Below are 16023 nucleotides of genomic sequence, written 5' to 3' on the forward strand. Positions count from 1 at the left end.
TCCGGGGCGAAAAATGGTCTCGGGGATTATTAACCAGTTGGCCAGAAAAAGCCGTCTGGAAGAGACACTTCATTCTCCTGAAACGTCAGCGGTGACGGGCTGACCCGCCATACCGGGAGGTCACGACAAATCCGACCGTACAGGCCAGCGCCGTGGCAAACGTTCCCCAGGCCCAATCCATCAATGTCACCTGCACCGACCAGCCGCGCAACGTCGCCCAGTTGGTCAGGTCATAGGTGCCGTAAGCGACCAGCCCGAGCAGCGCACCCAAGCGGGCAGCGCGTTGCCAGGTCATCGCCGGCAACACCACGAACACCACACAGCCAAACACGTACAGGCAATAAAAAACCGCTGCCGGCACCAGCAACGGTTTTTCGAGCATCAGCGAACCGAGCAGTTCGCGATAGGTCGGCGCCATCAACACGCCGAGCCAGATGCCGTCCAGCAGTAGAAACGTCAGTAACGTGGCGACATAGGCAATCAGCGCTTTTTTCATCTGCCCGACCTCAAGTAAGCCCATGCAACATGGGCCACGGGAGACTCAGGTTAGTTCAATGCGATCGGCATGAATGACGATCTTGCCTTCCTTGTACAAGGAACCGATGGCCTTCTTGAAGTTGCCCTTGCTGACACCGAACAGGCTGCTGATCAGGGCCGGATCGCTCTTGTCGCTGACGGCCAGGGTGCCGTTGCTTTCGCGCAGCCTGGCGAGGATCTTCGAACTCAGACTGCTGGCCGCCTCCTGCCCCACCGGTTGCAGGCTCAGGCTGATCTTACCGTCGGCGCGCACTTCCTTGATGAAGCCTTTCTCGCGCATGCCGGAACGCATGAACTTGAAGATTTCGTTCTTGTGAATCAGGCCCCAGTGCTTGTTGTTGATGATTGCCTTGAAGCCCATGTCGGTGGCTTCGGCCACCAGCAGATCGACTTCCTGGCCGGCGCTGTAGTTGGCCGGGGTCTTGTCGAGGTAGCGATCCAGTCGCGCAGTGGCGGTGATGCGGCGGGTGTGTTTGTCGAGGTAGACGTGCACCACGCAGTATTCGCCAGCGGTCATCTGACGTTTTTCTTCGGAGTAAGGCAGCAACAGATCCTTTGGCAACCCCCAATCGAGGAACACACCGATACTGTTGATTTCAACAACTTTCAAACTGGCAAATTCACCGACCTGAACTTTCGGTTTTTCAGTGGTGGCAATTAGTTTGTCATCGCTGTCCAGATAAATGAAAACATTGAGCCAGTCTTCATCTTCGCTGGGAATATCTTTAGGAATATAACGGTTGGGCAAAAGAATTTCGCCGTCGGCACCGCCGTCCAGATATAAACCGAAGTTAGTGTGTTTCACCACTTGCAAACTGTTGTAACGCCCGACTAAAGCCATTTCCAATACCCTCATTGCGTGGGCGGCATTCTACCCGTTTTTGCCGGCTTCGTCGGGCGCCAGATCCTGACCTCGACGGAAATCTGCGCGAAGCCTTGATTTTTTCTAGGTTTGCCGCCGAGCGGGCACCATTCGTCAGACCGGCCCAGCGATTTTCCTCCGCTCCCGACCGTTGAAAATCATGCCGATCTCGAGCGATGTTTTTATTTAAAACAGCAGGTTAGCGAGGTATTTCAATTATTGAGCGAAGAATAATCCACGAACAAGGTTGGTTATTTCGGGGGATATTTACCAAGCAATTGTCAAGTTATTCCTGTACGATGCCTGGCCGAGTTACTTTTCTACAGGTTAATGGCCGCCATGCGTGTAAAAGCATCCACCAGCAAAGCAAAGCCAGCTCCAGCCGTTGAGACCAGCGAATCGATCAACGATCAGATCGCGGCATTCCTCAAGTCCGGCGGCGAGATCCAGCAAATTGCCAAGGGCGTCAGCGGCCAGACGTTCGGCCCGTCCAAGCAGATCAGCCTGGGCAAGAAGTAATCCCCCCGCAACACACCAGTCCCAAGACGCTTTGAGCTTCGAAGCGTCTGGACCGGAACCCTCTCACCGCCTCTGTCGCGTTTAATCAAACTCAACAAAACAACAGAAATCGACGAACGGCCTCCGAAGCCGCACATTCGCCGGTATCCTTGCACGCGTCTGGATCAAGCGTTTCAGCAGGTACGTCGCCCTGCGCTCGCTGTTCAAGGAGTGACGCATGCTCAAACCCCTCTGTTTAATTCTTGCAGGACTGCTGGCGAGCCCGGTGGCGCACGCGCAGATTTTCCAGCGCGAACTCGGCGACTTCGACCTGAAACTCGGCACCACGCCCAGCCGCAGCATGGCCCAGGGTCTGGTCAAGCCCTCGGCAGCCGGCTCGTTCCACGGCGGCCTCGACCTGAGCCACGACAGCGGCCTCTACATTGGCCAGTACGCGCCGAGCATGGGGCTGACGCCGGGCAAGAATCTGGAGATCGACTCCTACGTAGGCTTTAAGCAACCTTTCGATCAAACCCTCGGCTACGAAGTCGGGATGATCCATTACAGCTATCCGAAGGTCGAGACCCTCGACAGCCAGGAGCTGTTCGGCGGCCTGACCCTTCTCGGCAGCCGTTTCGGTATCGCACTGAGCAACGACCCGGACAAACAGAACAACACCTTGTTCGCCGATCTGGGCGGCAACCAGCCGTTCGGCATCGGGATCAGCATGAAATACACCACCCATCAGCTCAATACTCCTGTCTCGGTGGACGGTGGGTATGTCAGCAGTTTTACCGATTGGTCGGTGAAGTTTTCCCGGCCGGTGATGGGCATTGACCTGGACCTGACTTACAGCAATTCCAGCCTCAGCGGCAGCGATTGCTCCGCCTATTCCGGGCACAACAGCCAGTGCGACGGGCTGGTCACGCTCAAGGCCGAACGCGCGTTCTATTGATTGGCTGAACTGCCGGGAGCATCCTGCGTTCACATAAGAATCAGACGCCTGGCTTTCGCAAGGACTCGCTCATGTCTCGCTGGTTCAAACACTGCGCCACCCTGTTGATCTTCACCCTCGCCCTCGGCGCGTGCAGCCGCGTCGGCCTCGCCTATCGCAATCTCGATGTGATCATTCCATGGACGCTCAGCGACTACCTGGACATGACAGGCGAACAGAAAGGCTGGTTCAACGAGCGCCTCAAGGAACACCTGAGCTGGCACTGCACCACCCAATTGCCGGGTTATCTGGACTGGCTGGATCGCCTGCAAACCATGGTCGAAACCAACCAGGTCACCGACGCCGCGCTCCAGGCCCGCACATTGGAGGCCAAGCAGGCAATTGCCGAAACTGCCCGGCAGATTACCCCGTCGGCGATTGAGTTGCTGCAAGGGCTGGACGACAAACAGGTCGCAGAAATGAACGATGCGTTTGCCAAGGATCTGCGCAAACGCCAGCAGGAATATGTGAAGCCACCACTGGCCCAGCAGATCGCCGAACGTGGCGCTCGGATGGACAAGCGCCTCAACGACTGGCTCGGGCCTTTGAGCACCACGCAAGAGCAACGCATAATGGCGTGGTCAAGAGCCCTGGGCGATCAGAACACTCAATGGATCGCCAACCGAGCGCACTGGCAACAGCAGTTCAGCGCCGCCGTGGCCCAGCGTAAAAGTGCGGATTTCCCACAGCGGATAGAGACACTTCTGGTCTACCGCGAGCGCTTATGGACAGCGGATTACCGCAAGGCCTACGCCGACACCGAGGCGCAGGCGCGTTCACTGGCGGTGGATCTGATGGCTGAGAGTACGCCACAACAACGACAGCGGTTGTTGAAGAAAATCGACGGGGTGCGCAAGGACTTCAATGATCTCAAATGTTTGCAAGCTGCGAAGGCTGGCTGAGATTCATTGAATCTTCGGCAGCCGGAAAACCCGGCTCCCGCAGAGGGTTCAGGCAATCTGCGCGTTCGACGCCACACGATCGAACGTCGCCTCATCCAGCGCATCCTCCTGTTCATCCAGCACCTGACGCGGATGATCGTTACCGGGAATGCTGCTGTCGATCAGGCTCAACAGGCTCGAGCCACGAGGAGTCAGACTGAAATTGTTGCCGGTGCTGCCCTCATCGTCGCCACGGGGTTCGATAAAACCGCGCAGCAACAGCTTCTGCTCGTATTCACAGGCGATCGTTTTCAAATGATCCAGATTCTCGATCGGCTCGCCTGCCGCCGCTTTTTCCGCCGCATAGTCTTCTGCGTAGGACCGCGGCGCAAAGCTGTGGCCTGCGCCGTTCTGCACTTCATGCAGCAGGCGTTCAATCAAATCCCAGTTATAAGTCGTCATCCTGATTCAACCTCCGGTGCGCGTGATTAATGGCGCTGTCTTAGGTTGTGACCCGAGCGGGCAGTAGCCGTTCAGCTTCGTTTACCACCCTGACCGACCGGCGGTCTGTCGAATCTTGCAGGTGTCGAGCGACTAGTCTGAGACAGACGTTTTCAACCCCCGCAGGAGAAATCAGCATGAACGTTGAGAATCATCCGGTGGTGTCGCGCGAAGAGTGGCTCACCGCCCGCAAGCAGCATCTGGCCGATGAAAAGGCCTTCACCCGGGAGCGCGACCGCCTCAGCGCCAAACGCCGCGCTCTGCCATGGGTGAAGGTAGACAAGGACTATCGTTTCATGGGGCCGGACGGCGAAATGAAACTGGCCGATCTGTTCGGCGACCACAGCCAGCTCATCGTTTACCACTTCATGTTCGCCAAAGGCTGGGAAGAAGGCTGCCAGGGCTGTTCCTTCCTCGCAGACCACTTCGACGGCGCCAATTTGCACCTCGCCCATCACGACATCGCGTTGGTGGCGGTATCCCACGCACCATTTGCCGAATTCCAGGCGTTCAAGCGGCGGATGGGCTGGAAGTTCGACTGGGTGTCGTCAGACGGTTCCGACTTTAACTACGACTTTGGTGTTTGCGCCCACGCAGAAGACGCCGAAGCCGCAAAGGTTACCTACAACTATGAAAAGACTGACAGTGCCGAGGAAGAGATGCCGGGGCTGAGCGTGTTTTATCACGCCAATAACGGCGAGATATTCCATACCTACTCAACGTACGCCCGAGGTCTGGACATGCTGGTCGGCGCCTACAACTTTCTCGACCTCACGCCCAAAGGCCGGAACGAGGACGAGATCATGGAGTGGGTGCGGCATCATGATCGGTATGACACAGAGCAAAAATCCAGTTGCTGCCACGGCGACTGAGCCGGCAAAGACACTGAACTTTTCACTGGACACAGCCCTCAACCGATTAACCCGCCTTAACCGGATCCGAGGCCTGCCCCCATGAAAACCCTGCTCCAACTCACTCTTGCCACCACCTTCGCCTGCGCCCTGCCCGTCTGGGCCTGCACCCCGGAAGAAGCCACCGCCAAGCGCGAGCAACTGGCCCAGGAAGTGGCAAAACTCACCGAGCAAAACCCGACCAAGGCCAGGGAAATCAATGCCGAGCTGCAAAAAATGGATCTGGGCACCGCCTCTGCCGATCTGCCGGACAAATGCCAGCTGATCGATCAGCGCTTGAAGGAGCTGGATTCGGCCGAGCATAAAACCGAAGGGTAACGACGTGGGCAAAGGCCTCGCGCTTCAACTTCCACCACAAAGGACATGCTGAACGCAGTGTCCTTTCGCCCGCAAAATTGCATTTGTGCATTTATTTATTTGCACAAATGCATATACAGACCTAGGGTTACCTCGAGCCTGTTCGGAACCCGCCGCAGAAGTGGCACCCCTTAACCGCCGACGGCTCGCACATCTATGCAGGACATTTGTTTTCATTCATGGAGGATTGAAAAATGTTAACCACTGAAACAACGCAGTTCACCGGCAACACCCTGCCCGGGTGCCTGACCGGCCATCTGCTCGACGCGCATCTGGTCGAGGTCGAAGCAGCTCCACAGGCCGAGGCTCTGGCGGCCCCAAGCCTCAACTTCACGATGCAGCAACAGACCCAGACCAACTGGTGCTGGGCCGCGGTTTCCGCTTCGATCGGCAACTATTACGGCACCGGGTCCTGGACCCAGTGCGGCGTTGCCAGCACCCAACTGAACCGCAACTGCTGCAGCCAGCCGGGGCCGTGTAACGTCTACGGCTACCTGGATTCGGCCCTGCAAACCACCCGCAGCTACAACGGGATGAATCAGGGGTCGTTGCAGATGTCGGCCATTCAGAACCAGATCAACATGGGCCGCCCCGTCGGTCTGCGCTGTGCCTGGTACGGCGGCGGTGCGCACTTCCTTACGATCTACGGCACCAACGGCAACTATGTGCTGGTCGCGGATTCGATCTATGGCTACTCGACCCGCGCACTGAATTCATTCCCCGGTTCCTACAACGGTGGCGGCAACTGGACTCACACTTACTTCACGGCGAGAAACTAGGAGGGCGACATCATGCAACTGACTTATCCAAAGGCGCCTTCCAACGGCGTGCAGACCTTGCGTCCAGTATTGCAAGCGGCGCTTCAAACCCAGGGGTTTGGCATCAATCGCCAGTTCGCCAGTGCGGTGCCGGCGAAAATCAGCCTGAGCGAGGCCTATCGCGGTTATTCGTTGAGCCTGGAGGATCTGAGCCAAGGCAAAGGCCTGAAGGATGCCCGGCTCGGTGACTGGCATTACCTGGTGTTTGCCGACGGCGTGTCAATTGCCGATGCGCAATTGGCTGAGGTCCGCGGTCACGTCGAGTTCGCCTCGTTGAACCACGGCAACCTGGCGAGCGCCACGGTCGATGCGCTGAAGCTGGCGGAGCAATCGCCACAGCTGCAGGGCAAAACCGTTGAGCTGCGGGTGTTGTTCGTTTCGGCGCTGCAGGTCGTGGCCATCTGGCTGCATGCGGTCGGTGAAGATGTGCTGATCCCGATCGAGCCAACGCCCAAGGAGCTGGCGCTGCCCGGGCTGTACAGCGAGGCCGCCCTGCTCGCGCAGCTCAAACCGAAGGCGGATCAGACCAAGCAGCGCTTTGATGCCGACACCCGTGGACAGCTGGGCAGTTGACAAACGCCGGCAATAAAAAGCCCTGCAAGCGTAAACCTGCAGGGCTTCTCGGTCAGGCTGACCATCTCATTAAACCCGGACACTGTCCGGGTTTTTTTCGGCGTCTGGAACGGCTTATTCAGCCGCAGGCGCTGCCGGCTTGCGGCGCTTGAGCGGGGCCATGCCGTCGCTGCTCACCAGAGAATCCGGTTTCGGACGGTTGGCGCTCTTGCGCTTGGTCGGGGTCTTGGCGGCGGTTTTCTTCTTGTCGCCCTTGGCGTCGGTCTTTTTCTTCTTCACGCCGACAGCTTTACCCGAGGCCTTGACTTTTTTCGGTCCGCCGTAGGTGCCTTTGACTTCCTTGATGGTGCGGCGCTCGAAGCTCTGCTTCAGATAACGCTCGATGCTCGACATCAGGTTCCAGTCGCCGTGGCAGATCAGTGAGATCGCCAGACCGTCGTTGCCGGCACGGCCGGTACGACCGATGCGGTGTACGTATTCGTCGCCGCTGCGTGGCATGTCGAAGTTGATCACCAGATCCAGACCGTCTACGTCCAGACCACGGGCCGCCACGTCGGTGGCTACCAGGATCTTCACACCGCCCTGCTTCAGACGGTCGATCGCCAGTTTGCGATCTTTCTGGTCTTTCTCGCCGTGCAGCACGAACGCCTTGTATTCCTGGGCGACGAGGCGGCCGTAGATGCGGTCGGCCATGGCCCGGGTGTTGGTGAAGACGATGGCCTTCTGGTAGGTCTCGTTGGCCAGCAGCCAGTTGACGATCTGTTCTTTGTGCTGGTTGTGGTCGGCGGTGATGATCTGCTGACGGGTGGTGTCGTTCAGCTGACTGACCGCGTTGAGCTGCAAGTGCTCAGGATTGTTCAGCACTTTGGCGATCATCTCGCGCAGGCCGGAACCGCCGGTGGTGGCGGAGAACAGCATGGTCTGCTGACGGTTCGGGCATTCGTCGACCAGACGCTGCACGTCTTCGGCGAAACCCATGTCGAGCATGCGGTCGGCTTCGTCGAGCACCAGCACTTCGACTTCTTTCAGGTCGAGGTTGCCGGCGTTCAGTTGCTCGATCATCCGGCCCGGGGTGCCGATCAGGATGTCCGGCACCTTGCGCAGCATGGCGGCCTGGACCTTGAAATCTTCACCACCGGTGATCAGGCCGGACTTGATGAAAGTGAACTGCGAAAAGCGCTCGACTTCCTTCAGGGTCTGCTGGGCCAGCTCGCGGGTCGGCAGCAGGATCAGGGTCTTGATGCTGACGCGGATCTTGGCCGGGCCGATCAGGCGGTTGAGGATCGGCAGGACGAAAGCGGCGGTCTTGCCGCTACCGGTTTGCGCCGTCACCCGCAGGTCACGCCCCTGAAGCGCCAGCGGAATGGCCGCGGCTTGCACAGGCGTTGGCTCGACAAATTTCAGCTCGGCCACGGCTTTGAGCAGGCGTTCGTGCAGGGCGAATTGGGAAAACACGGGTGCTACCTCGAAGATATGCAAAAAATCAGCTGCATAGGTTACCGGTTTCGAGCGCTCAGGCCGAGTTTCTTTGTGAAATCCGCGGTAATCAGTGGCTTTTTTGTTGCTCGATTTGTCTCCAACGGTAATACACAGCGTCTTAAATGCTCTAATCGCCCGTCGCGTCCAACAGAAGAATCGTCTCACTCATGGATTTCAAACAGCTCTGGCTCAACGCCCAAGACCTCTGGGGTGCCCTTGATCAGCACCCGCTCCTGCACGCCGGCCTGGCTCTGGTCCTGCTGCTGGTGATCGCGCTGGTCCTCGGACGAGTGGCGCGCTACCTGATCCTGCATGCCAGCCGCATGCTCGGTCGCCAACCGGCGCTGCACTGGCTCAACGATTTTCGGCATAACAAGGTGTTTCAGCGTCTGGCGCAGATGACGCCATCGCTGGTGATCCAGTTCGGCCTGCACCTGGTGCCGGAACTGAGCAAGACCGCCATGGTGTTCCTCGGCAATGTGGCGCTGGCGTTCACCATTCTGTTCCTGCTGTTGTCGGTCAGCGCCCTGCTCAATGCACTGCTGGACATCTACGCCCGCACCGAACACGCCCGCACCCGCTCGATCAAGGGCTATGTGCAACTGGCGAAAATGGTCCTTTACGTGTTCGGCGCGATCATCATCGTCGCCACCCTGATCGACCGTTCACCACTGTTGCTGCTGTCGGGTCTGGGTGCGATGTCGGCGGTGATCCTGTTGGTCTACAAGGACACCTTGCTGTCGTTCGTCGCCAGCGTGCAACTGACCAGCAACGACATGCTGCGGGTCGGCGACTGGATCGAAATGCCGCAGGTCGGCGCCGATGGTGACGTGGTCGACATCACCCTGCACACGGTCAAGGTGCAGAACTTCGACAAGACCATCGTCTCGATCCCGACCTGGCGCCTGATGTCCGAATCATTCAGAAACTGGCGCGGCATGCAGCAGTCCGGCGGGCGACGGATCAAGCGCAGTCTGTTCATCGACGCCAGCGGTGTGCGCTTCATCCGCGACGATGAAGAAGAAAAACTCTCCCAGGTGCATCTGCTGACCGCCTACATGGGCCGCAAGAAAGCCGAGCTCAAGGCCTGGAACGAGGCGCAGGGCAACGTCGCGGCGATGTCGGCCAACCGCCGGCGCATGACCAACATCGGCACCTTCCGCGCTTATGCGCTGGCCTATCTGAAGAGTCACCCGGAGATCCAGCCGAACATGACCTGCATGGTCCGTCAGATGCAGACCACGGCCCAGGGCATTCCGCTGGAAATCTACTGCTTTACCACCACCACGGTGTGGGCCGATTACGAGCGGATCCAGGGGGATATTTTCGATTACCTGCTAGCGGTGCTGCCGGAGTTCGGGTTGAGCCTGTATCAGCAGCCGAGCGGTGGGGATTTGCGTTCCGGGATATTGCCGGCTGTGTTGGGCTCGGCGTATATATCCGAGGCTGAGAAACATTTGCTTTAAAAGCTAAGCCCGCGAGAGTTCTAGAAAAACTCAACTCAACAAGCTCTCGCGAGCCTAACTCTTAGATTGTTAACACACTCAATGAAAGTTATTACCGCTGCAACCTCAAATCCCACGTTGGATTGTTAGACTCATAAACACAATCCATTTGAGGAAACTCTTCAGGCACGCTCACCGGCTGAAATATTTCGGCTTTCTTATAATAATACAAATCAGATTCAATTTTTTCCGCTACCAGTACACGCGTTTTGTTTCCGTCCAGAAAAACAACACTGAATCGTTCGTCACTGATTCCCTTGCAACGAAACGACGAGTTGAAATCTGCAATGTGTGCCAATCGATAGACGAACTGCAATCGACGATCTTCGCTAGACACCCTACCCCAGATAAGCACCGAAGCCAAAAACAATGTCACAATAATTACAACATGTGTGCAAAAAATAATAATCCCATTCTGCCTCGCAAGAACTTCCCTGCGCGCCAACCAAGTAACAAGAATCAAAATTAGCATTACCCCGCCAACCAACCACTTTAACAAGTCGGCCACATGCAGCACCGTGGCTGCAAACAGGGTCAGGGGAAATACGCCTGAATCTGTATGAAATATGTGGTTAATATCGTTTCCGGCCCTGATTTTTCCGATATACCCCAGCAATGTCAGCAGAACGACCCAGATAATCACGGTCGCTCTGAAGTTAACCAGATGTTTGGCCAATGTCATTTCCATGTATGAGAAAAAGACAAACAACCCAGCAAACAAAGAAACACAAGCCATTAACAACGCTGCATTAGGATAAGGATCGTCAGCACCTCCCAGAAAAAGTGCTACGACAAGTGCGAGGAGTGAACAGATCGCGACACCAAAAATCGATCGTTGCTGTGCTCTAATTTCCTCGAGAGACCTATTAGCGTCATGCATATTCATTTATTTTTCCAGAAAAAAAAACGGTGAAACCCAATGCAAAAGCTCACGTGCAACCTGCGGCTTGCGAATCCCCAGCGAGCTTATCCACACCGCTGCGAGGATCACACCGCACCAGATAAACGTTATATGACCCATCACCCAATTCGATACCGAGAAAGCTCGCTAACTATTAATAGCGCTTACGCTTAACCGCTTGTTTAAGTGCAAGGGTGGCCTGATCTGATTATCGACTTGAAACAGCTACCTTTCTTTCTACTCCATTTCAACTCGAGCCTTCATCGCTGCTAGAGCATGGGCAGGATCTCGACCGGCGTACAACACGTCGTCCCTAGTTGCTCGCGCTTTGCAAAAAGAATTGGCTTTATTGTATTCGGCTATAACACGCTCGAACGCCCCAAGCATTGACCCATATATTTCCAACTCTCTCTGAGGCCAAGTCCGTCCAGTGGAGAGCCCCTCTCGTCCGTCACACATCGGTCAATTGCCGACTCAAAAGCCTGCCTGTCCATAGCGCCGATCACTCTCTGCTGATCTTGCGGCAAGCTTATGTAGGTCATAGCTACTTCTTTCCTTATCTACAGCCTTCATCCACTCCTCCGGTCAACCTGTACAAGGCGGCGACTTGGTCAACGTCAATGATCGGGATGGATCAAGACCCGCAACCAAGACGATCAGTGCCTCTGAGCACAAATCGTCGAATAGGCGCATCGATTGCAGTGTTTACCTCGGGTTGCTTTACGCTCACCAGCATGCAATGCCCCGATCGCCTTAAACACACTGGTACTGCTAGCTCTTGCAGACGGAACTGCGTCTTCAGAAAGCCCCGTGACGAGCGAATGAATAGATATTCGGTTGCAACGCCTACCTCCCAGATTCTCCAAGATAGGTCGAACATTTCGCGCTACGGCACTCAGGCCTACCCCCGTGCGCAGCCAGATCACATCACCACTCGCCTCGCGAAGCATCCAGGGCATGGTAATGGCCTGGCCATTCACGCTGGCGGTCGTTTCAGGTACATAAGACGCGCTACCCGGCTGCCATGAAGCACCTCGATCAAAGGCGATCCTAGCGTGCTCCATCAGCATTTTGTCCTCTGCCTCTGACGGCAACGGTTTTTCACCCCAGGCTCTAAGGAAGGCGTCATCGGTCTTCATTCCATCTCGGTAGAAGTATTCAAGCCCTGCCAGCACTGCTCGACGAGCCCGAATTGAGACATCCAACTCCTGTTCGATGGGAAGATTCAATTCTTGGGCATAGTGATATTGCAGGGAGCAGGTCATGAACCCATTCAGGGCAGCGAAGGTCATAGCCACGGGTGGTGTCATGGGTATACGCGTGAAAGTCGCCGCTACTGGAACTGAGGCCCTCGCGACGCTAGCAGGTATTACTGAAGGATCACGCAGGGGATCGGGGATCGTTGTGGCATCAGTGCCGCCGTAGACCTTTAACCGATCTCTCGCCCTGGACAGGCCAACGTACAACAGATTGTTCCGCTCGATGGCCTCACCTTGGAGGCGCAGCGCTTGCGTGCTGTGCAGCGCTTCAGGGGGCAGTAGCAACGCCTGGCGCTCATCAAAACGTGGCGGTGCCTCTGCTCCAAACTTGGTCTTTTCGACATTGGCCATGTGCACCACGTCAAACTCAAGCCCTTTGCTGCCATGGACGGTCATGAGCCTCACAGCCTCGATCGCAGCCGCCTCGGGTGGAAGCGCGCGCTCCCCTGATCGTTGCCCGATATACCGCCGAAAATCTTCTCTGACCAAAAACTTCGATAACGTCGCTTGGCTACCAACTCCATCACTATTGCGAACCCCGTAGAGGAATTGCCATAACGCCAGGCGATTGATCTGCGCAGTGGCAGACTGATCAGCCAGCGACTCCAACCCAAAGCCTTTTTCAAACAGGAGGTCACAGACAAACACCCAAGGGCGGGAGCTTCGCGTGGCCCCTTCCAATAAATCACTCAACACCTGGACAACCTGTTGCCCTTGCGCCGACAGCCCTGGAGCGGGGCGGCTCAGCCAACGACCACGCTGGTGGTTGAAACCTAACTTGGACTGGTTCGTCAGCACCTCTATGTCTGCCGCCGGCATTCTCAAGTTTGCACGTCCGAACAAGCCGAGGAGCGCTCCAGGCGAACGCTGCGCCAGCAGTTGCATCAGGCACATTAACTCTTTGACTTCAGGCCTCTGGTTCAACTCACCCAGGTGCAACACAGGAATGCCAGCTGCCTCAATGTCTTGGGCAAGCTTGTCTACTTGAGCATTCGTTGAGCTAATGATGCCCTGACTGCCGTACGAGTGCCCTGCCGCTCGACACTGAGTAATCTCGGTGACGATGACACTGCTCTGAGTATCCCTTTGGGTGTGGAATAAAGCTGGCATAACCCCGCTCATGGAGCGAGAGGGTGATACAGGATCCAGCGGCACGAGTGGCTGTAACACATGCTCGGTTCCAGCCCGTTCGACCAGACGAAGAATCTCTGGAGAGCTGCGCCGGTTGATGTCCAAGCTGTATCGTTTGATAGAGGCAGCCTGTCCTCTGGCAATGTACGCCTCATCAAGCTTGAGCAGACTTTGGATCGACGCACCACGCCAGTGATGAATAGCCTGACGAATATCACCGACCACCCACAGGCAACGTTGCGGCGATCCGATCTTTTTGACGAACTCGATCATCACATGGTTGACGTCCTGGTACTCATCCACCAGGACGTGATCGTACTGTTCTAGGAAAGCCGCCAAGGACGGACGATCATCACGCGCTTGTACAGTGGGTCGAACCAGAAGGTCTGGATAGTCCACCCACCCTTCTCGCCGCAGTACGGCTTCGTAGGCCCTGTAGAGTGTCACTATGTCGTTACGCTCTCGCTCAACATCGGGCTCAACCGTCGGTAATGCTCGAACGATCGCAGCGTATTCGTCCGGGGTGACCAATTCTTCTTTCAGACGATGGATGATCCTCAACACATCAGGCAACCAGTCATACGGGTTGCTCAACCTGAAGAAATATTCGAGCTGCAGGGTGGGCAGTTCTTCGACCATCATCCTGACTTGCTGCAGCGCATCAGCGATCTTGATCTGAGGTGTGAGACCGAAAAGAAGGTGGTGCTTTCGCAGGAGCTCAAGCCCGAACGAATGGAAGGTGCCAGCCCATACCTGTGAAGCATTCGGAACATTGGCTGCCGTCAACCGCTCGACAAGCTCTTGGGCGGCGCGGTTGGTAAAGGTCATCACCAAAATTCTATTGGCGGGAACCCCGCTGGAGATCAAATGAGCCACTCGGTGTATCAACGTCGTGGTCTTACCCGTTCCTGGGCCTGCAACCACATTGACGAATTTCTCTTGAGCCTCAGCCGCAAGACGCTGGGCATCGCTCGGGGGATGTGCGGGAGCCGGAGGAACTGGGGGGACATCAGGGAGCAGCAGCGCGTCTGCCAATTGCTGCCTTACGACTTCTAGCGGCAACAGAAAACGCGTCGCTATCAATCGAGAACGCCATCCTGCTGACCACAATGCTCTTGCTACTGTCCTAGGTAGCAACAGCTCTCGCGCAAAGACGTTTGCCTGGAGCTCGTTGCGCTCCCATGCACCATACCCCTCCACCACTGCACTGCCGGGGCTGGTGGTGCGGGTGGTGGTATCAACTTCATCGTCGGGGTCGGCGATAAAAGACACTGTAGAAGTGCCAGGAGCGGGTTGGGGTGAGTCGAGATACCAATGGCCCAGTTCGTGAGCCAATAGGTAAGCTTTCGCCTCCTGTCGAACGTCATCACGAATCAGGATCGTGTGTATCGACCGCTGTAGAAGCGCATCGGCTCCACCCAACGCATAGTCATCGGGAGTCACCCACTCGATCGCAATGCCTAACGTCGCTTCAGCAACGTCAAGCAATTGCGTGCTGGTCGGATACTGTTGACCGCACGCAGCGATGAGTTTCGCCCGTGCATTGATAGCCTGGATTCGTGCGCGGTCGAACGGATTCATATCAGTCCCCTAAAGCCAACAGTTGCGCCTCTTCATCATGAGGTAACTTGAGCGCTTTTACAGCCTCTTCCCAAGAAACAGGTTCTGTTAGCACCCTCGGCTGGCCGTTGGAAGCTTTAAAGGAAGGTGCCGCTAACTGACGGAAATTCAAACTCACCGCTTCATTCACCGCTTCTGGCGAAACCTGGAAATACTCGGCGACATTTCTCATCAAGACGCCAGGTGCACGAACCATCCCAACCAGCACCTCGTTGACCAATTTGCGCTTGCCGGGAAGGCCCAGGTGAATGGCCAGCTCGTTGGCTTTAGGGCCGACAAGACCTGCAATCTCGGCTTGAGCACGTGCCACTTCAGCTGGATCAGCGATTACTCGGGCAGCGGTAGTAGAAACTGCGTGGCCAGTGGCAGAGATGGATGAAGCAACCGCTTGGGCTTGTGGGCAATGAGAAAGCTCCTCAGCCAATAGCCCACCCACGATTTGAGAAGCCGACCGTCCGTATTCCTTCGCGGTCAACCTGAGCTCCAGACTGAGCTTGCGATCAAGTCGGGCCATCCACTGTTCGGACTGGCCATCATAGCTCGCCACCTTCCGCTCATAGCCCTCGAGCACCTTTCTCCCGTTACGCTCTTCGATCGCATCCTCAAAACGCTCGTAGCCACTCTCGACCATCTCTCGAACGAGCACAGAGAATTTCTTGCTCTGCTTCTCCGCAACTGCCTTAAGCGCTTCATGCATAGCTACCGGCACATATACGCCTACCGTCTGCAATGTGCCCTTGGTGATGGTCACGGATGTTGATCGCGGCGCTTGCGATGCACGAGGCAAAGCGGGTTCGTAATGACTGCGCATAGACACCTCCTGTGGCGACGCTTGAGTTTGTAGACCTTCGGGAGTCACGGGCTTGGGTTCACCTTGCCCTAGCTCACCTTGCTGCAGTTTCTGTTGCTTCCCTGCATCTTGAAGGGATGAGAGTGCTGAGCCATCAATGGTCGGCGGAACCACCATGTTTGCAGTCAGGTCGGCCATGACCTGCTTGGCAAGAAGATCTGGGGTTGCCGCCTGCACCTCTAGGATCTGTCCCTCCGATGTAGCAACCGTACACTGACAAACGTCCCCTACCATCTTAAAATCCGCCGTCGCAGACACCCATCCCAGGTAATCCGACCACGCCCTGAGCGGAGCGCTGAGGGATGGCGACGGCAAATTGACATTACGTTTCATGGTAAACTCTGGG

Annotated in this window: 15 protein-coding genes; 8 read left to right on the forward strand and 7 right to left on the reverse strand. The window is 56.5% G+C overall.

The annotated features are described in order from the left end of the window. Positions 1 to 85: 85 nt before the first annotated feature. Together J5M72_RS22740 and J5M72_RS22745 are read right to left on the reverse strand one after the other, a co-directional pair. The gene (locus J5M72_RS22740; RefSeq protein WP_207867164.1) at positions 86 to 496 is read right to left on the reverse strand and encodes a DUF2177 family protein; all 411 of its coding nucleotides are present in this window, start codon (positions 494 to 496) and stop codon (positions 86 to 88) included. A 45-nt stretch (positions 497 to 541) separates the two neighbouring features. Next, a complete protein-coding gene (locus J5M72_RS22745) occupies positions 542 to 1378 on the reverse strand; it encodes a S1-like domain-containing RNA-binding protein (protein WP_169429321.1) in 837 nt (278 codons plus the stop codon). Between the two features lie 351 nt (positions 1379 to 1729). On the opposite strand from J5M72_RS22745, the gene J5M72_RS22750 reads away from it, so the two are divergent. The 3 genes from J5M72_RS22750 (at position 1730) to J5M72_RS22760 (ending at position 3793) form a co-directional block, all read left to right on the forward strand. Then, on the forward strand, positions 1730 to 1918 hold the full coding sequence (locus tag J5M72_RS22750) for a hypothetical protein (protein WP_016985943.1): 189 nt from the start codon (positions 1730 to 1732) through the stop codon (positions 1916 to 1918). 217 nt (positions 1919 to 2135) lie between these two features. Then, positions 2136 to 2852 carry a TorF family putative porin gene (locus J5M72_RS22755; protein WP_169429320.1) on the forward strand — a complete coding sequence of 239 codons (717 nt, stop codon included), beginning with the start codon at positions 2136 to 2138 and terminating at the stop codon, positions 2850 to 2852. A 71-nt stretch (positions 2853 to 2923) separates the two neighbouring features. Beyond that, entirely contained in the window at positions 2924 to 3793 is an 870-nt protein-coding gene (locus J5M72_RS22760; RefSeq protein ID WP_169429319.1) for a DUF6279 family lipoprotein, read from the forward strand. A gap of 48 nt (positions 3794 to 3841) precedes the next feature. On the opposite strand, the gene J5M72_RS22765 is transcribed toward J5M72_RS22760, so the two are convergent. Then, positions 3842 to 4234, reverse strand: a complete 393-nt coding sequence (locus J5M72_RS22765; protein ID WP_207867165.1) for a transcriptional regulator — start codon at positions 4232 to 4234, stop codon at positions 3842 to 3844. Positions 4235 to 4410: 176 nt separating this feature from the next. Between J5M72_RS22765 and J5M72_RS22770 the strand changes: the two genes are divergently transcribed. From J5M72_RS22770 to J5M72_RS22785, 4 genes are all read left to right on the forward strand, one after another. Then, on the forward strand, positions 4411 to 5145 hold the full coding sequence (locus J5M72_RS22770; RefSeq protein ID WP_207867166.1) for a thioredoxin family protein: 735 nt from the start codon (positions 4411 to 4413) through the stop codon (positions 5143 to 5145). A gap of 81 nt (positions 5146 to 5226) precedes the next feature. Next, positions 5227 to 5502, forward strand: a complete 276-nt coding sequence (locus tag J5M72_RS22775) for a hypothetical protein (RefSeq protein ID WP_207867167.1) — start codon at positions 5227 to 5229, stop codon at positions 5500 to 5502. A gap of 233 nt (positions 5503 to 5735) precedes the next feature. After that, positions 5736 to 6320 (forward strand): papain-like cysteine protease family protein, encoded by a 585-nt coding sequence (locus J5M72_RS22780; RefSeq protein WP_207867168.1) that lies wholly within the window; start codon positions 5736 to 5738, stop codon positions 6318 to 6320. A 12-nt stretch (positions 6321 to 6332) separates the two neighbouring features. Then, positions 6333 to 6932: a hypothetical protein gene (locus tag J5M72_RS22785; RefSeq protein WP_207867169.1), complete on the forward strand. Its 600-nt coding sequence runs from the start codon at positions 6333 to 6335 to the stop codon at positions 6930 to 6932. 114 nt (positions 6933 to 7046) lie between these two features. Here the strand turns inward: J5M72_RS22785 and J5M72_RS22790 are convergent, their stop codons facing one another. Beyond that, a complete protein-coding gene (locus tag J5M72_RS22790) occupies positions 7047 to 8387 on the reverse strand; it encodes a DEAD/DEAH box helicase (RefSeq protein WP_115076934.1) in 1341 nt (446 codons plus the stop codon). Positions 8388 to 8578: 191 nt separating this feature from the next. Between J5M72_RS22790 and J5M72_RS22795 the strand changes: the two genes are divergently transcribed. After that, complete coding sequence (locus J5M72_RS22795) at positions 8579 to 9877, forward strand: mechanosensitive ion channel family protein (protein WP_207867170.1); 1299 nt, start codon at positions 8579 to 8581, stop codon at positions 9875 to 9877. A gap of 91 nt (positions 9878 to 9968) precedes the next feature. Here the strand turns inward: J5M72_RS22795 and J5M72_RS22800 are convergent, their stop codons facing one another. The 3 genes from J5M72_RS22800 to J5M72_RS22810 all read right to left on the reverse strand — a co-directional run bounded on the left by J5M72_RS22800 (position 9969) and on the right by J5M72_RS22810 (position 16010). Next, complete coding sequence (locus J5M72_RS22800) at positions 9969 to 10802, reverse strand: hypothetical protein (RefSeq protein WP_207867171.1); 834 nt, start codon at positions 10800 to 10802, stop codon at positions 9969 to 9971. Between the two features lie 671 nt (positions 10803 to 11473). Further along, complete coding sequence (locus tag J5M72_RS22805) at positions 11474 to 14788, reverse strand: UvrD-helicase domain-containing protein (protein ID WP_207867172.1); 3315 nt, start codon at positions 14786 to 14788, stop codon at positions 11474 to 11476. Position 14789: 1 nt separating this feature from the next. Beyond that, on the reverse strand, positions 14790 to 16010 hold the full coding sequence (locus J5M72_RS22810) for a hypothetical protein (protein ID WP_207867173.1): 1221 nt from the start codon (positions 16008 to 16010) through the stop codon (positions 14790 to 14792). Between the last annotated feature and the right edge of the window lie 13 nt (positions 16011 to 16023).

The organism is Pseudomonas sp. 58(2021) (assembly GCF_017491585.1).
Classification (GTDB): Bacteria; Pseudomonadota; Gammaproteobacteria; order Pseudomonadales; family Pseudomonadaceae; genus Aquipseudomonas; species Aquipseudomonas fluorescens_BT.